Source organism: Micrococcus lacusdianchii, assembly GCF_023155805.1.
GTDB classification, from domain to species: Bacteria; Actinomycetota; Actinomycetes; order Actinomycetales; family Micrococcaceae; genus Micrococcus; species Micrococcus lacusdianchii.
This window is the reverse complement of the sequence record NZ_JAKNUW010000010.1, coordinates 94,628-109,688: the sequence shown is the minus strand read 5'-3', so window position 1 is coordinate 109,688 and position 15,061 is coordinate 94,628. Positions and strand designations below refer to the sequence as shown.

General features: G+C 75.5%; 11 protein-coding genes and 1 tRNA gene. 3 read left to right on the top strand and 9 right to left on the bottom strand.

All coding sequences use genetic code 11. The features are described from left to right. Positions 1–242: 242 nt before the first annotated feature. Positions 243–716 carry an Lrp/AsnC family transcriptional regulator gene (locus tag MA879_RS08045; protein ID WP_248124937.1) on the bottom strand — a complete coding sequence of 158 codons (474 nt, stop codon included), beginning with the start codon at positions 714–716 and terminating at the stop codon, positions 243–245. A 115-nt stretch (positions 717–831) separates the two neighbouring features. On the opposite strand from MA879_RS08045, the gene ald reads away from it, so the two are divergent. After that, complete coding sequence (gene ald / locus MA879_RS08040; RefSeq protein WP_248124935.1) at positions 832–1,965, top strand: alanine dehydrogenase; 1,134 nt, start codon at positions 832–834, stop codon at positions 1,963–1,965. Between the two features lie 55 nt (positions 1,966–2,020). Here ald and MA879_RS08035 read toward each other — a convergent pair whose 3' ends face one another. Both MA879_RS08035 and MA879_RS08030 read right to left on the bottom strand, forming a co-directional pair. Then, positions 2,021–3,463, bottom strand: a complete 1,443-nt coding sequence (locus MA879_RS08035; RefSeq protein WP_248124933.1) for a glycosyltransferase family 2 protein — start codon at positions 3,461–3,463, stop codon at positions 2,021–2,023. Next, positions 3,460–4,557: a glycosyltransferase family protein gene (locus tag MA879_RS08030; protein WP_248124931.1), complete on the bottom strand. Its 1,098-nt coding sequence runs from the start codon at positions 4,555–4,557 to the stop codon at positions 3,460–3,462. Before MA879_RS08030 ends, MA879_RS08035 begins: the two co-directional genes overlap by 4 nt. 229 nt (positions 4,558–4,786) lie before the next feature. Here MA879_RS08030 and MA879_RS08025 point away from each other — a divergent pair, with 229 nt between their 5' ends. Beyond that, entirely contained in the window at positions 4,787–6,826 is a 2,040-nt protein-coding gene (locus tag MA879_RS08025) for a galactosyltransferase-related protein (protein WP_248124929.1), read from the top strand. Between the two features lie 49 nt (positions 6,827–6,875). On the opposite strand, the gene MA879_RS08020 is transcribed toward MA879_RS08025, so the two are convergent. From MA879_RS08020 to MA879_RS07995, 6 genes are all read right to left on the bottom strand, one after another. Then, the gene (locus MA879_RS08020; RefSeq protein WP_248124927.1) at positions 6,876–8,006 is read right to left on the bottom strand and encodes a glycosyl transferase; all 1,131 of its coding nucleotides are present in this window, start codon (positions 8,004–8,006) and stop codon (positions 6,876–6,878) included. After that, on the bottom strand, positions 8,003–9,100 hold the full coding sequence (locus tag MA879_RS08015) for a glycosyltransferase (RefSeq protein WP_248124926.1): 1,098 nt from the start codon (positions 9,098–9,100) through the stop codon (positions 8,003–8,005). Before MA879_RS08015 ends, MA879_RS08020 begins: the two co-directional genes overlap by 4 nt. Positions 9,101–9,411: 311 nt before the next feature. Beyond that, a tRNA-Ala gene (locus MA879_RS08010) sits at positions 9,412–9,484 on the bottom strand. Between the two features lie 450 nt (positions 9,485–9,934). Continuing rightward, positions 9,935–10,657, bottom strand: a complete 723-nt coding sequence (locus tag MA879_RS08005) for a LutC/YkgG family protein (protein ID WP_248124924.1) — start codon at positions 10,655–10,657, stop codon at positions 9,935–9,937. Beyond that, positions 10,654–12,267 carry a LutB/LldF family L-lactate oxidation iron-sulfur protein gene (locus MA879_RS08000; RefSeq protein ID WP_248124922.1) on the bottom strand — a complete coding sequence of 538 codons (1,614 nt, stop codon included), beginning with the start codon at positions 12,265–12,267 and terminating at the stop codon, positions 10,654–10,656. Before MA879_RS08000 ends, MA879_RS08005 begins: the two co-directional genes overlap by 4 nt. Beyond that, complete coding sequence (locus MA879_RS07995) at positions 12,264–13,121, bottom strand: (Fe-S)-binding protein (protein ID WP_248124920.1); 858 nt, start codon at positions 13,119–13,121, stop codon at positions 12,264–12,266. The genes MA879_RS08000 and MA879_RS07995 overlap by 4 nt, the downstream gene beginning before the upstream one ends. A gap of 248 nt (positions 13,122–13,369) precedes the next feature. Here MA879_RS07995 and MA879_RS07990 point away from each other — a divergent pair, with 248 nt between their 5' ends. Next, positions 13,370–15,031, top strand: a complete 1,662-nt coding sequence (locus tag MA879_RS07990) for an L-lactate permease (protein ID WP_248124918.1) — start codon at positions 13,370–13,372, stop codon at positions 15,029–15,031. The last annotated feature ends 30 nt before the right edge of the window (positions 15,032–15,061 follow it).

The following is a 15,061-nucleotide window of genomic DNA, read 5'->3' as shown; positions in this document are numbered from 1 at the left end:
CCGGCGCGGCCGTCGCCCCGGCCGCCTCGGCGCCGTCGGGCGGTGCGGGGACGCCCTCGCCCTGCGGGCGCGCGTCCTCCTCGCGCGCGGCGGCGGTGCCGGTGGGCGGGGCGGTCTGGTCGGCGTCGTCGGGCGGCAGGGTGGTGCGCTCGGTCATGGCCCCATCCCACCACGCACCGGGGCGCGCGGGCACGGCCGGACGCGCGGACCGCCACCCGCGTCAGCAGAAGCGGGGGGCGGGTTCAGGCGACGCGCCAGGGCTCGGTGCCGTGCTCGTGCCGGAACACCAGGGAAGTGCGGGTCGAGGCCACCGCGGGGTCCGCCGAGAGGTTCTCCAGGACGAACCGGGAGACCTCCGCGGTGTCGGCCACCGCCACGTGCAGGAGGAAGTCCTCCTCGCCGGCGAGGAAGAACACCTGCAGGACCCCGGGCATGGCCTGCATGCGGTCGAACAGCTCCCCCATGCGGTCCCGCGCGCCGGGGCGGATCCGCACGGAGATCAGCGCCACGAGGCCGCGGCCGAGCACCGCCGGGTCCACCTCCACCGTGAAGCGCCGGATCGCCCCGGCCTCCCGCAGCGCGCGCAGCCGGGCCAGGCACGTGGACGGGGCGATGCCCAGTTCCTCGGCCAGGGAGGCGTTCGTGCGCCGGGCGTCGGCGGCGAGCATCCGGACGAGCCGGCGGTCGATGGCGTCCCAGGCGTGAAGATGCTTCATCTCGCGGGCCCTTCTGTGAGGTGAGTCGCGACGATCCTGTCCAGTTTGACCGATACCACCGAAGATCCTGCGGAACATCCCCGGCGTCATCGTCGGAACCCATAGATTCCTGGCCATGCTGATCGGAGTCCCCACAGAGATCAAGAACAACGAGCGCCGCGTCGGCCTGACCGCCGCCGGCGTCGCCGAGCTCACCGGCCGCGGCCACGAGGTGCTGGTCCAGTTCGGCGCCGGCGTCGGATCCGGCGTCCCGGACGAGGCCTACCGCGCCGCGGGCGCCGAGCTGGTCCCCGGAGCGGACGAGCTCTGGGAGCGCGCCGAGACGGTGGTGAAGGTGAAGGAGCCGGTGGGCCCCGAGCTCGCCCGCCTGCGCGGCGACCAGCTGCTGTTCACCTACCTCCACCTCGCCGCCGAGCCGGAGCTCACCTCCGCCCTGCTGACCGCCGGCACCACCGCCATCGCCTACGAGACGGTCACCGCCCCCGGCGGCCGGGGCCTGCCCCTGCTGGCCCCGATGTCCCGCGTGGCCGGGCGCCTCGCGCCCCTGGCCGGCGCCCAGCAGCTGGCCTCCCCGGACGGCTCCGGCGTGCTCCTCGGCGGGGTGCCGGGCACGCGCAAGGCGCGCGTCGTCGTCGTGGGCGGCGGCGTGGCCGGCGAGAACGCGGCCGTGGTGGCCGCGGGCATGGGCGGGCGGGTGACCGTGCTGGACGTGGACCTGGAGCGCCTGGCGCAGATCGACGCCGTGCACCAGGGCCGGATCGACACCCTCGCCTCCAACGCCCTGACCCTGGCCGAGCAGATCGCGGACGCGGACCTCGTGATCGGCTCCGTGCTGATCCCGGGCGCCGCGGCCCCGAAGCTCGTGACCCGAGAGATGGCGCAGGCCATGCGGCCGGGGTCGGTGCTCGTGGACATCGCGATCGACCAGGGCGGCTGCTTCGAGGGCTCGAAGCCCACCACGCACCAGGACCCGACGTACGTCGAGGACGAGAAGGTCTACTACTGCGTGACCAACATGCCCGGCGCCGTCCCGCAGACCTCCACCGCCGCGCTCATCAACGCCACGCTGCCCTACCTGCTGCGCCTCGCGGACAAGGGCTGGCAGGAGGCCCTGCGCGCCGACGCCGGGTTCGCCCGCGGCCTGTCCGCGCACGCCGGCGTGCTGACCCAGCCCGCCGTCGCCGAGGCGCTGCGCGGCGAGCTCGGGGACGTCACCGTGCGCGGGGTGGATGAGGTCCTCGCCGGCTGACGGCAACGCCCCCGGAGTGACCGTTTCCCGAACGACAACAGCGGCGGGGCGGGGGTCAGGCCCAGCCGCCCCACCACGCTTCGAGGTCCACGTCCGCGGGCACCGGGGCCCACCCCAGGCGCGACGCCGGGACGCGCCACACGCGTCCCGGCCCGCCGCCGCGGCGGGCCCGCCAGCGGGCGCGGGAGGAGGTCAGCGTCGCCAGGACGGGGCGCGCGGCCGCGTCGCCTTCCCCGTTCGGCCGGGCCGCGCGCTCCCCCGGCTCGCCGAGCACCTCGACCCGCTCCACCCCGGCCCGCTCGATCCGCAGCAGCCAGCCCGCGGCGCGAGCCGGATCGGGGCGCTCGCCGCGGCCGGCCGGGCGCAGCGGCACGCGCAGGTCCACGGCCCAGTCGGGCACGCCGCGCACGCCGGCGAGGTCCCCGCGCGCGGGCGGGGCGGGCAGGACGCCCCCCGAAGCCCGGGCCCCGGCGGCCTCGCCGTCGCACGCCGCCACCCGCGGGTCGGCGAACGCGGCCCGGGCGGCGTCGGAGGCCACCCCGGTCACGGTCACCCGGGCGCCGGGGAACGCCTGCAGGGCGGCGTCCACGCCGACCACCGCTGCGGCCTCGGAGTCCTCCCCCGGCGCATCCTCCGCCCGCACGCGCACCGCCACCCGCTGCGGGCCGGCCAGGGCCAGGCCGTGGCCGCGGGCCGTCGTCGCGGTGATGCGGGAGGCGAGCACGAGGGCCTCGCGCTGCTTCACCGCGCGGGCGGCAGCCGGGTCCTCGCGGCCGCCGAAGTCCTCCCCGGCCTGCCACGCCACGGCGGCGGGCTCGTGCCGCAACGTCCCGCCCACACGCCAGAGCCGGTATGCCAGCTCCCAGTCCTCCCCGCCGTAGCCCACGAAGGCCGGGTCGAAGCCGCCGGCGTCCTCGTAGACCTCGCGCGCCACGGTCAGCACCGCGGAGATCACGAACCGGTAGGAGGTCGCGTCCGTCACCGCCAGGTCCCCGGAAGCGGCGTAGGCCTGGCGCAGCCAGGCCGGCTCCTCGAGCAGGTCCCCCTCCGGCACGGGCTCACCGGGCCGCCAGCCCGCGGCCACGGCCTCGGGCCGCAGGTGACGACGCCGGCCCACCACCACCGCGTCCGCGCTCACCGCGGGCAGGGCGCACGCCGCGCTCAGGTAGCCGGGCTCGGGGAGCATGTCCCCGTCGAGGAAGGCCAGCACCCGGCCCTCCGCGGCGCGCACGCCGAGCGCGCGGGCGGCGGAGGCGCGGAAGCCGCGGTCCTCCTGCCGCACCACCACGGACGCGAACGGCAGGTCGCCCGGCAGGACCGGAGGCTCGGGCGAGCCGTCGTCGGCGACCACCAGCTGCAGGCGGGAGGCGGGGTGGTCCTGCACCGCGAGCGCGGCCACGAGCCGGTCGAGGTCCACCTGGGCGCGGTAGTAGGGCACCACCACGGACACCTCGGGGGCGTCGGCGGCGGCCCCGGCGTCGTGACGGACGCCGCTCAATGCCAGCCGTGGATCTCGCCGAGGGCGCGGGCCAGGAGCCAGGCGCACGCGGCCGGGCCGGGCTCGAGGCTGGTGCCGGGGGCCTGCCAGGTCCGGGCGGGCAGCTCACGGGCCTCGGCGATCGCCTCGGCGAGGGCGAACCCGACCCCGGAGCGGCCCACGGGGACTATGCGCAGGGTGCCCGGGCGCAGGCGCGCCAGCTCCTCGTTGTAGCGCCCGGCCGGGACGATCGGCCGGCGTCCCACGGACATCCAGGACGCCAGGGAGCCGGAGGCGGAGACGTTGCGGTGCGCGGCCAGGGGGACGGCGGCAGCGCACAGCAGCCGGTCGACGAGCTCATCGGGGACGAACCCCGTGACGCGGAAGTCGAGGTCCGCAGCGCGGGCGCGCTCGGTCAGCTCCGCGACGAGGTCCTCGTGCCGCGCCGCCACGGGGCCGAGCGCGGTCACCCGCCGCGGGTGTCCGGCGCCGGGGCCCCACTGGCGGTCCAGCTCGGCGAGGGCGTCGATGGCCTCGGCGTGGCCCTTGCCGGGGTAGAGGTGGCCGAAGATCACCACGTCGTCCTCGATCCCGGCGCAGGCCTCCGGGAAGGGCTCGGAGGTGTCGGGGCCGTCGGTGCGGCGGTCCTCCACGGGCAGCGGCACCACATGGGCGGGCACGTCCACGATGTCCTGCAGCAGGGCGCGCTCGTGCTCGGAGGAGACGACGACGCCGGCCACGTCCCGCGCGAGCCGCGCGTAGGCCTCGGCGCGGGTCTCGAAGCGGGCCTGGCCCTCGGCCGGCTGGGGGACGTCGTGCAGGGTGACGGTGGCGCAGTCCGGCAGCGTCCGGGTGAGCACGTCCGCGGCGGCGGCGGGAGTGGGGCCGAACAGGGCGTCCGTGACGTCCAGGTGCAGTGCCCGGCCCTCGTCGCACGCCCGCTGCAGGGCGGGGGCGAGGCTGAGGAACGCGCTGGCGTCCTCGGCGTGCAGCGGCTCCACCGCGAGGCCCACGTCCTCGAGCGCCTGCGCCGTCTGCCAGCCGTGCCGGACCACTCCGTGTGACCGCGGCCCGACGTTCAGGTAGAGCACCCGTCCCTGCTCGAGTGGCGGCATGCCGGCCCGTCCTTCCCTCGCCTCCGGTGCGCGGCACGGGCGTGGCCTCGTGCTACGCGTCATTCCCTGTCAGCCTAGACGTCCGCGGCCCATGCGCGCGCGTCAGCGGCCCGCGTCCGGGCGGTCGCGGACCGCACGAGGGGACGGGTCCGTGGGATCCTGTCCGGACGGGTCGTGCCGGCCCGTGTCCTCGCCCTCCCCGTCCCCTCCCGAGAGGCCCGCACCGCCTGTGAGCATCACCGTCCAGCACGTCCCCGCCGGCCACCCGTACCCGCGCTCGGTCCGTCCCCTCGAGGAGCAGGCGGCCGGCGACGTCGTCTTCTGGCCCGACCCGCCCGTGCCCGGCGCGCCCGCGCACCAGTGGTGGCCGCCGCAGGCGCTGACGGCGGACTGGCTGCGGGAGCACCGCCCGGACGTGCTGCACGTGCACTTCGGATTCGAGCACTTCACAGCCGCCGAGCTGGCCGAGGCCCTCGAGACCCAGCACGCGCACGGCGGCGCCGTGGCGGTGACGGTGCACGACCTGGAGAACCCGCACCTGACGGACCAGGGTCCGCACCGGGAGCGGCTGCGGGTGCTCCTGGCGCACGCGGACGCGGTGTTCACCCTGACCCCCGGCGCCGCCGAGGCCGTGGCCCGCGACTACGGCGTCCGCGCCCTCGTGGTGCCGCACCCGCACATCGTGCCCCTGGACCGGATCGCCGCCCTCGACGTCGACCCCGCCGAGGCCCCGGAGAGCGACGTCGCCGTCGAGGCCGCGCCCGCCCGCGCGCCGGAGCCGGTGCCCGGCGTCGACCGTCCGGCGCGGATCCTGGTGCACGCCAAGGACCTGCGCGCGCAGGTGGACCCGGTGGGCCTGCTGCCGGCGCTCGCGGCCGCGGTCGAGGAGCTGGACGCGGCGGGGACGGACGTGGAGATCGTGATCGACGTCCAGCACGACGTCCGGGACGCGGCCGCGCTGGCGGCCCTCGAGGCCGGCGCGGACGAGCACGGCTTCACGCTGTGGCGTCACGCCCGGCTCACGGACGAGCAGCTGCACGAGGCGCTGCGCGCCGCGGACGTGTCCGTGCTGCCGTACCGGATCGGCACCCACTCGGGCTGGGTGGAGATGTGCCGGGACCTCGGCGTGCCGGTGGCCGTGGCGGACGTGGGGCACATCGCAGACCAGGCGCGCGCATGGCGCCGGCCGGAGGTGCTGGCTGTGTTCGACCCGGCCGAGCCCTCATCCCTGGCCGCCGCCCTGTCCGGGCTCGTGGCCGCGCGGTCCGGGCTGCGCTCGGCGCCCGCCGCCCACCGGGCCGCGCAGCGCCGCCGGGTGGCGGCCTCCCACGTGGCCGCCTACCGGACCGCCCTGGCCCGCCGCCGGGGCCACGCCGCCACCGTGTCCGTGCTGGTCATCACCGGGAACCGGGACGCGCACCTGGCGCGGGTGCTGCAGGGGCTCGAGCGCTCCTTCCGCCGCCCGGACCAGGTGGTGGTGGTGTTCATGGGTCAGTCCGACGGCGCGGTCCCCGCCACGGACCTGCCCGTCACGGTGGGCCACGTGCCCGCCGGACACGGCCTGCCCCTGGCCGCGGCCCGCAACACGGCCTCCCGCCTGGCCACGGGGGACGTCCTCGTGTTCCTGGACGTGGACTGCATCCCGTCCGCCGACGCCGTCGGGATCCTCGCCGCGGAGACGGCAGCGCACCCCGGCGCGCTCGTGATGGGCACGCCCCGCTACCTGGCCCCCGACTGGCGGGCCACCCTCGCCGCGGCGGGCGTGGCTGCGGACCCGTGCCTGCCCGGCCGCGGCCCCACGGACGGGGACCTGCGCACCCGCTCCGTGCCGCATGCCGGCCGCGCCCACCTGCGCCCGGGCCCCTCGGACGAGTGGCACCTCGTGTGGACCCTGGTGATGGCCGTGGGCCGGGAGGACCTGGCGCGGATCGGCGGGTTCGACGAGGGCTTCTCCGGCTACGGCGCCGAGGACACGGACCTGGCCTTCCGCGCCCGCGACGCCGGCCTGCACCTGCGCATCAGCCCCGCCGAGGCCTTCCACCAGCACCACGGCGTGCACCGTCCGCCGCTGCACCACGTGGCGGACATCGTGGTGAACGCCCGGCGCTTCCGTGAGCTGCACGGGGCGTGGCCCATGGAGGGCTGGCTCGGCGCGTTCGCCGAGCGCGGCCTGATCCGCTGGACCCCGGCCGGGGACGAGCTCGAGCTGCTGCGCGAGCCCACCGAGGACGAGGTGGCCGCGGCCCGCGTGGCCGACGCTGCCTACTGAGCCCCGGCCAGGGCCGCGGGATGACCGGCCGCAGCGGGCTCCTGGCCTGTCAGGCCCGCTCGGCCCCAGCGGCGGTCTCGAGCACGCGCCGCCACGCGCGGGCGTGCTCCGCCGGAGGGGTGAGCAGTGCCGCGGCCATCCGGTCCGCGGCGGCCGGGTCGCCCAGGGCCCGGCCGAGCGCGCCGGCCCAGTCCGCCTCCGGGTCCTCCCACGCGCACCACGGCACGCCCGCGGCCCGCTCCACGGCCTCGGCGAACCGGTGCTGCTCCGCGAAGGGCCGCGGCTCGGGGGCCAGCACCACGGGCCGCCCGCACCGCGCGGCGTCCACCGCGGCGTTGTGCCCGGCCGAGACCACCACCGCGTCCGCGCCGGCGAGGGCCGCGGCCACGTCGTCGGTCCACCCGCGCAGCGCGAGGTTCGCCGGGAGCGCGGGGGCGCGGTCGGCGCCGGGCTCCGGCGCGCCCTGCACCGGGCCGATCACATGCCAGTCCGCGCCGGGGGTCTGCCGGGCGGCGCGAGTCAGGTCCGCGAGGGCCACCCCTCCGCCGCCCGTGCCGGTGACGGCCACCACCTGCGGGACCGCACCCGAGGACGCCGTCCCGTCCGAGGCCAGGCCCGCGCCCTCCCGGGCGGGCCGCGCAGGACGGCCGAGCCGGCCGGTGAGGTCCGGCACGCCCAAGTGCACAGTGCGGTCGCCGAACTCCGCCTGCCACGCCGGGTCCTCGAGGGGCTCGCGGTAGTGCGCGAACAGCGCGTCCGCCTCGGCGTACACCAGCCGGTGCGCGGCGTCCGTCCGGTCCCCGTGCATGCGCCGGTGCGCCATCGGGAACCCGGCCAGCCGCAGGAACAGTGCCGCCTCCACGGACACGTCCACCACGCACACGTCCGGGCGCACGCGCAGGGCGGCCGCGTGCAGGACGGCGAAGCGCTCACGGATCGCGGGGCCCACCGGCGTCCAGTGCAGGGGCGAACGCGCCGGCTGGGCATGCCCCGCCACGAGGTCCGGGGGCAGGGCCACGGTGTCCGTGCCCGTCGGCAGCAGCGCCGCGGCGTCCGGATGGGCGGTGGCCACGGTGACGTCCGCGACGCCGGCCCGCACCAGGTTCGCGGCGTGGCGGACGTGCCCCGAGCCGTGCTGGTGCGCGTAGTGCAGGACGCGCGGGCGCGCGCCCCCGCTCACGCGGCGGTCCCGGGGGCCGCCGTCCCGTGCGCCGCGGCGCCCTCGGTCGACTCTTCACGGTCCTCGCAGGCCTGCTCCAGCAGGGCGAGGTAGCCCTCCACCATGGTGTCCGCGCTGAAGCGGCGGGCCCAGGCGGCCACGCGGGAGCGGTCCCGGCGGCGGGCGTGGCGGATGGACTCGGCGAGCGCCTCGGCGGAGTGGTGCACGGCGAGGTCGCCGGCCTGCGGGGCCACGATCTCCCCCATGGACCCGGTCAGCAGCGCCGCCACCGGCACGCCCAGGGCCATGGCCTCCACCGTGGCCAGCCCGAACGGCTCGGCCCACAGCGGGGTGGCCAGGAACACCTCGCCCGTGGCGAGCAGGTCCGGCAGAGTGTCGTGCCCGAGGTGGCCGTGGTACACCACGTCGTCGCCCAGACGCGGGCGGATCGTGTCCGCCATGTAGGACGGGTCGGAGACCGGGCCGGCCACGTGCAGCTCCATGCCGGCCTGCCGGGCGGCGTCGATGGCCACGTGCAGGCCCTTCTCCCGGGTGATCCGCCCGGACCACACCGCGCGGCCCCGCACGGGGCGCTCGTCGGAGACCCACTGGTCCAGGTCGATCCCGTTGGGCACCACCTCGACGCGCGGCAGGCGGTGCCGCCACGCGATCGCGTTGGACATGGACACCGAGGCCCAGCGGTGGTGCACGGGCGGGTGCCAGTCCGGAGCATCGGTCACGGCCAGGACGGGGCCCAGGGTGGCGGGCGTGTGCAGGACCGTCAGCATGGGCAGCGGACCGAGCATCTGCAGCGGCGCGGGTGAGAGCGAGTTGTTGAGCACGGCGTCCACGTCCGAGACGAGGATGCGCTCGCACGCGTCCGCGATGGCCCGCTCCCGCAGGGCGAACCCGGCCTCGTCCAGGCCGGCGCCCTCGGGCGGCAGGATCGGCACGACCTCGGCACCCGGCATGTCCGTCCCCTCGCGCCCGTACACCGAGACCTCGTGGCCCTGGCGCACGAGGTGCTCCACGGTCATGGCGGTGTGCATCTCGAGACCGCCCTCGTACGGCGATCGGATCGGATGCAGCGGATGGGTGACGACGGCGAGGCGCACGGTGACTCCTTTCTGGCCCCTGCGGGCGTCGGAGGCCGGACTGGAGCATGAGCCGGCCAGGGCTGCGGTACCCAGGGCGTGACCTGGGGCGACCGCGTTCTGCGGTACCCGCCGACTGTACGCCGGGGGCGGGGGGCCGGGAAGCCGCCGGACGCGGTGGCCGACCCCCCCTCCCCCGCGGCCTTCCGACGTTCCGCGACATTCCCGGCGCGGTCCGCGTCGGAGATGTCGCCGAACGTGGGAGGACCGCGAAGCGGTGCGGTGCAGACACGACGAAGGCCCGGGCGGAGCCGCCCGGACCTTCTGTGCTGTGGAGCTAAGGGGAATTGAACCCCTGACCTTTTCATTGCGAACGAAACGCTCTACCAACTGAGCTATAGCCCCAGACGTCGGATCGCTCCGACGGCACCCCAGGATCATACGCGCTCCCCGCGCCCAGGTTCAAATGCCCCCGGCCCGGCCCGGGGCGGGACGGCGGGCGGGTCCGGCCCCGGCGCGCCAGGACCAGGGCGATCCCCGTCCCGAGCGCCACCCCGACGACGTCGGCCGCCACGTCCGCCGGGTCCCCCGACCGCCCCTGGGCGAGGGCGGCCTGCAGCACCTCGCTGACGGGCGCGTGGACCAGGAGCACGAGCGCCGGCCACAGCCGACGGATCAGCAGGACCGCCAGCAGCGCAGGGACGCCGAAGGCGGCCACGTGGACCAGCTTGTCCAGGCCGGGGACCTCGAACGCCGGCGCCGGGACGTCGTCGCCGGGGAGGTAGAGGACCAGCAGGTGGGCGAGCAGGCACAGGGCGAGCAGGATGGCGGTCAGGGGGCGGGGCAGGGGTCCGATCAGCGGCCGCGATCCAGGAGGATCACGTCCAGGCGGCGCGGTCCGTGCACGCCCTCGACGCGCTCGAGCTCGATGTCACTGGTGGCGGACGGGCCCGAGATCATGGTGATCGCGGCGGTGGGCTCGAGCCGGGCCAGGGCCTCCGGGACCAGCTCCACCACGGTGTCCAACGGCACGATGCACACGTGGTGGTCCGGTACGAGGGAGATCGCCCGGCGGCCCTCGTCCGGCCGTCCGGAGAGGAAGATCGTGCCCGTCTCCGAGCAGGACACCGTGGAGGAGGTGACCACGGCGTCGACGGCGTTCAGCACCCGCACCTCGAGGGCGCCGCGGTCTCCGGTCGTGGGCTCGGTGATCCTCCACCGGCCCTCCCGCTCGGGGAGTGCGGCCTCCCGGGGGGACTCCCCCGCGTCCTCGGACACGAGCTCCGACGCCGCGCTCACGCAGGCGTCCCCGGGCAGCCAGGCCTCGTCCAGCCCCGGCGGCACCACGTACGCGCGGGCCTGCCGGAGGAGGGCGTCCACCCGGTCGGCCACGGTGGCCAGGTCCTCGCGGAACACGGCCGCCTTGTAGTCCTCCAGCCGGTCGACGAGCTGTTCGACGACCGCGTCGCTGTCCCGGAGGGACTCACGTCGGTAGCCCCGGGCGACCGGCTCGGGGACCGGTCGGTCCTGGAGCGCCTCGCGCACCCGGCTCAGGATCGCGTCCTTGGCCTCGCTCACTTGTCCTCCTCCTCGCGCTCGGACACGTCGGCCGGCTCGACGGATCGGGCGGCCGGGGCGGCGGTGGCGTCGGCTCCGCGGTTGCGGGTCCACCAGTTCCGGAAGGACTCCCGGGGCGGAGCGGGGACGTCCCGCTGGTCCGTCCATCCGCCCGCGATGCCGGGCAGCCAACCGAGCACACGGTCCGGCCCCGCGGCCGCGCGGCCGGCGGGCAGGCCGCGCTCGACGGCGGCCATGCGCGCCCCGGAGGACATCACGGTCCGCGCCCCCGCCATCATGAGGTCCATCTGGGACGGGACCGCGGCCCGGACGGCGGCCCGCGCCGTGGCGACGGGACCCTCGGCCTCCCGGATGGCCGTACGCTTCGCGGCGTGCGCGGCCTGGACCTCCTCGTCCCGGAGGTGCACGAGGATCGAGGGGATGTCGATGGCCACCGGGCAGACGTCGTAGCACGCCCCGCACAGGGAGGACGCGTACGGCAGAGTGCCGTTCGCCCCCTCCTCGACACCGGTCAGCTGCGGGGAGAGGATCGCGCCGATCGGCCCCGGGTAGACGGAGCCATAGGCGTGGCCGCCGGTCTGTTCGTAGACCGGGCACACGTTCATGCAGGCCGAGCAGCGGATGCAGTGGAGTGCCGAGCGGCCCTCCGGATCGGACAGCACCGCGGACCGGCCGTTGTCCAGGAGGACGAGGTGGAACTCCTGGGGGCCGTCGCCCTCCGTGACCCCCGTCCACATCGAGGTGTAGGGGTTCATGCGCTCACCCGTGGAGGAGCGCGGCAGCAGCTGCAGGAACACTTCGAGGTCCTGGAAGGTCGGCACCAGCTTCTCGATGCCCATCACGGTGATGAGCGTCTCCGGCAGCGTCAGGCACATGCGGCCGTTGCCCTCGGACTCGACGACGGCGAGGGTGCCGGTCTCCGCGACCCCGAAGTTGGCGCCCGAGATCGCCACGGAGGTGGAGAGGAACTTCTCCCGCAGGTGGCGCCGGGCGGCCTCGGCGAGGTCGCGGGGCTCGGAGGTCAGGGTCTCGTCCGTCTCCGCCATCTCCCGCACGAAGATCTCGCGGATCTGCTCGCGGTTCTTGTGGATGGCGGGGACGAGGATGTGGGACGGCCTGTCATGGCCCAGCTGCACGATGAGCTCGGCGAGGTCGGTCTCGACGGCGGCGACGCCCTCCGCCTTGAGCGCCTCCTCCAGCTCGATCTCCTGGGTGGCCATGGACTTCACCTTGATGACCTCGTCCACCCCCTTGGCCTTCACCAGCTCCGTGATGATCCGGTTGGCCTCGGAGGCGTCCCGCGCCCAGTGGACCACGCCGCCGCGGGCGGTGACGTTGGCCTCGAGCTGCTCGAGCAGGGCGGGCAGGTCGGCCATGACCTGCTGCTTCAGCGCCGACCCCGCCCGGCGCAGCTCCTGCCAGTCGGGCAGCTCCTCGACCACTCTGGCGCGCTTGCCCCGGATGGTGTGGGTGGCGTGGCGGATGTTGGCGCGCATCTGCGCGTTGCCCAGCTGCTCCTGCGCGGACTGCCGGAACGGCTGGTCCAGGGCGATCGCGCCGTGGCCGTGCACGGGGCGGACGGTGGGGATCCCCAGGGCGGTGCGGGTCATCGGGCGGCCTCCTCGGCGGCGCAGGCGGCAGGGCGGCGACGCCCCCCGGGGATGCTGAGCTCCACGGGCCCGTCCACGTCGAGCGGTCGCTCCCGGGTGGAGGCCAGGAGCTCGGCGAAGTGGACGGTCCGCACCGGTCGGCCCTCGTCGGTCACCGTGCCCCGGCGGGAGAGGGCGCCGCCGAGGTGCAGCAGGCATGAGGCGTCGCCCCCGGTGAGCACCTCGGCCCCGGTCCTCCGGACGTTGTCGATCTTCTCGTCCGCCATGGCACCGGAGACGTCGGGGAGCTTCATCGAGAAGGTCCCGCCGAAGCCGCAGCACTCCTCGGCGTCAGGCAGTTCGCGGTAGTCGATCCCCCCGATGGTGCGCACGAGGTCCCGCTGCCGGTCGCCCAGACGGAGCAGGCGCATGCCGTGGCAGGAGGGGTGGTACGTGACGGTGTGCGGGAACCAGGAGCCCAGCTGAGCCGCGGCGTCGGTCACACCGAGGACGTCGGTGAGCAGCTGGGAGAGCTCGTGGGTGCGGCCGGCCACGGTCTCGGCGTCCCGGGCCAGGGCCTCGTCTCCCGCGCGTCGGGCGACCATCGGCTGCTGGTGCCCCAGCGAGGCGACGCAGGAGCCGGAGGGGGCGACGGCGACGTCGTAGTCGGCCGCCATGAAGGTCTCCACGTGATTGCGGACCACGGGGACCGCGTCGTCGAGGTAGCCGGAGTTGATGTGCATCTGCGAGCAGCAGGCCTGCCCCGAGGGGAAGACCACCTCGTGGCCGAGGCGCTCCAGGACCTCCACGGTGGCCAGGGCCACCCGGGGGTACATCGCGTCCACGATGCACGTGGCGAACAGGGCGATCCGCATGAGTCCTCCTCTGGGGACGGCGGGGTGGTGTGTGGTCAGACCATACCATGCGCGTGGCGGCCGTCACAGCCCACGTCATGACGGAGTTCCGCCGGAGTCGCCCTCGCGCCTCCTTGCGCAGTGACCGGCCTCACAGTATCCTGTGTGGTCTGACCACTGTGGACTGACCACATGCCGGCCCGGGCGAGCCCGAGCCGGAACGACACCGCCCCGCACCGGCACCCGCCGCCGACCCTCCCGGAGGATCCGTGCAGACCTACTCCGCCGTCCCCGACGCCGCCGGCAGCCTCGGGCTGTCCGCCGCGCTGGGGGCCCTGCCCCTGCTGACGTTCTTCATCACCCTCATGCTCCTCAAGCTCAAGGCGTGGCAGTCCGGCCTGGCCGCCCTGGCGGTCGCCCTCGGCGTGGCCGTGTTCGGCTTCGGCATGCCCGCCGAGCTCGCGCTGCTGTCCGCCGCCCAGGGTGCCGCCTTCGGGCTGTTCCCGATCGTGTGGATCGTGGTGATGGCGCTGTGGTTCTACCAGGTGACGGTGCTGTCCGGGCGGTTCGAGGACATGCGGGCCATCTTCGACTCGATCGGCGGCGGGGACATCCGCATCCAGGCGGTGCTCATCGCCTTCTGCTTCGGCGGCCTGCTCGAGGCGCTCGCCGGGTTCGGCGCGCCCGTGGCCATCACGGCGACGATGATCCTGGCGCTCGGCATTCCGCCGCTGCGCGCGGCCACGGCCGTGCTGCTGGCCAACACCGCGCCCGTGGCGTTCGGCGCCGTCGGCATCCCGATCACCACCGCGGGCACCCTCACGGGCATCCCCGCCGAGCACATCGGCGCCATCGTCGGCCACCAGGCCCCGTTCGTGGCCGTCCTCGTCCCGTTCCTGCTCGTGCTGATCATCGACGGCGCCCGCGGCGTCCGTCAGACCTGGCCGGCACTGCTGGTCATCGGCGCCGCCTTCGCCCTGTCCATCTGGTTCGCCTCCACCTACTTCTCCTACGAGCTCACCGACGTGGTCGCGGCCCTGGTCTCCATGGGCACGGCCGTCGTCATGCTGCGCTTCTGGCGGCCCAAGGGCGCGGCCGAGGCGCGCGCCCGGCTGGGTGTGACCGACGCCCCGGCCGCCTCCACCCTCACCCCCGTCCGCGTGTGGATGGCCCTGTTGCCCTACATCGTCGTGGTGACCGTCTTCGGCCTGGCCAAGCTGGTCCCGCCGATCACGGCCGCTCTGTCCTCCGCCACCACGAAGACGCCCTGGCCGGGCCTGGACGGCCGTCTGGTCGACACCGCGGGAGCCCCGATCGCCAACACCGTGTTCAAGGCGGAGTGGCTCGCCTCCCCCGGCACCCTGCTGCTGTTCGCCGGCCTGGTGATGACCGTGGTCTACTCCGTGTTCGACGACGGCGGCCGCTACCGGCTGGGCATGGGGGACGCGGTGGCCGAGATCGGCCGCAGCTTCTGGCGCATGCGCTGGTCCGCCCTGACCATCATGACCGTGCTCTCCCTGGCCTACGTGATGAACTTCTCGAGCCAGACCATCGCCATGGGCACGTGGGTGGCCGGCCTGGGCACGGCCTTCGTGTTCCTCTCCCCGGTGCTGGGATGGCTCGGCACGGCCGTCACCGGCTCGGACACCTCCGCGAACGCCCTCTTCGCCAAGCTCCAGCAGACCGCCGCCCACAACATCGGCGCCGATCCGGCCCTGCTCGTGGCCGCGAACACCTCCGGCGGCGTGGTGGGCAAGATGATCTCCCCGCAGTCCCTGGCCATCGCCGCGACCGCGGTGTCCCTGGAGGGCCGGGAGAGTGAGATCCTGCGCCGGGTGGTCGGCTGGTCCGTGGGCCTGCTGCTGCTCGTGTGCGTGATCGTCTACCTGCAGTCCACGGTCCTGTCCTGGATGCTGCCGGCCGCCCCGTGACGCACGGCTCCTCCGAGGCGGAGTCCGAGG